The organism is Stenotrophomonas sp. VV52, from assembly GCF_002893095.1.
Lineage (GTDB): Bacteria > Pseudomonadota > Gammaproteobacteria > Xanthomonadales > Xanthomonadaceae > Stenotrophomonas > Stenotrophomonas aracearum.
The window spans coordinates 1-1,190 of record NZ_PKQQ01000036.1 but is presented as its reverse complement, the minus strand read 5'-3'; the positions used below and the strand labels follow the sequence as shown (position 1 = coordinate 1,190).

At 64.0% G+C, this 1,190-nt stretch carries 1 protein-coding gene; it reads right to left on the bottom strand.

The genetic code is table 11. From position 1 onward, the window contains the following. Positions 1–5: 5 nt before the first annotated feature. Positions 6–1,190, bottom strand: a 1,185-nt coding sequence (tuf, locus tag C2U58_RS19720; RefSeq protein WP_102947329.1) for an elongation factor Tu, incomplete at its 5' end; no start/stop codon positions are given.

Here is a 1,190-nt window from a genome sequence, read left to right as displayed (position 1 = left end):
GCAGATTACGCGACGATCTTGGAGACCACGCCGGCGCCGACGGTACGGCCGCCTTCACGAATCGCGAAGCGCAGGCCTTCGTCCATGGCGACCGGGTTGATCAGCTCGATGACCATCTTCACGTTGTCGCCCGGCATCACCATTTCGGTGCCTTCCGGCAGGTTGGCCTTACCGGTGATGTCGGTGGTACGGAAGTAGAACTGCGGGCGGTAGCCGTTGAAGAACGGGGTGTGACGGCCGCCTTCGTCCTTCGACAGCACGTACACTTCGCCTTCGAAGGTGGTGTGCGGCTTGATCGAACCCGGCTTGGCCAGGACCTGGCCACGCTCGACGTCGTCACGCTTGGTGCCGCGCAGCAGCAGACCGGCGTTGTCGCCTGCCTGGCCCTGGTCCAGCAGCTTGCGGAACATTTCCACGCCGGTCACGGTGGTCTTCTGGACCGGACGGATACCGACGATTTCGATTTCGTCGCCGACCTTGATGATGCCGCGCTCGATACGACCGGTCACCACGGTGCCGCGGCCCGAGATCGAGAACACGTCTTCCACCGGCATCAGGAACGGCTTGTCGATGTCGCGCTCCGGCTCCGGAATCCAGGTGTCCAGGGCCTCGACCAGCTTGATCACGGCCGGCACGCCGATGTCGCTCTGGTCGCCTTCCAGCGCCAGACGGGCCGAACCGGAGATGATCGGAGTGTCGTCACCCGGGAAGTCGTACTTGCTCAGCAGCTCGCGGACTTCCATCTCGACCAGTTCCAGCAGCTCGGCGTCGTCCACCATGTCGGCCTTGTTCAGGAACACGACGATGTACGGCACGCCGACCTGGCGCGACAGCAGGATGTGCTCGCGGGTCTGCGGCATCGGGCCGTCAGCAGCCGAGCAGACCAGGATCGCGCCGTCCATCTGGGCGGCACCGGTGATCATGTTCTTGACGTAGTCAGCATGGCCCGGGCAATCGACGTGGGCGTAGTGACGGGTCGGGGATTCGTATTCGACGTGTGCGGTCGAGATCGTGATGCCACGGGCCTTTTCTTCCGGCGCGGCGTCGATCGCGGAGTAATCCTTGAACTCGCCACCGAAGCGCTCGGCACCGATCTTGGTCAGTGCGGCGGTCAGCGTGGTCTTGCCGTGGTCGACGTGACCGATGGTGCCGACGTTGACGTGCGGCTTGGTGCGCTCGAACTTACCCTT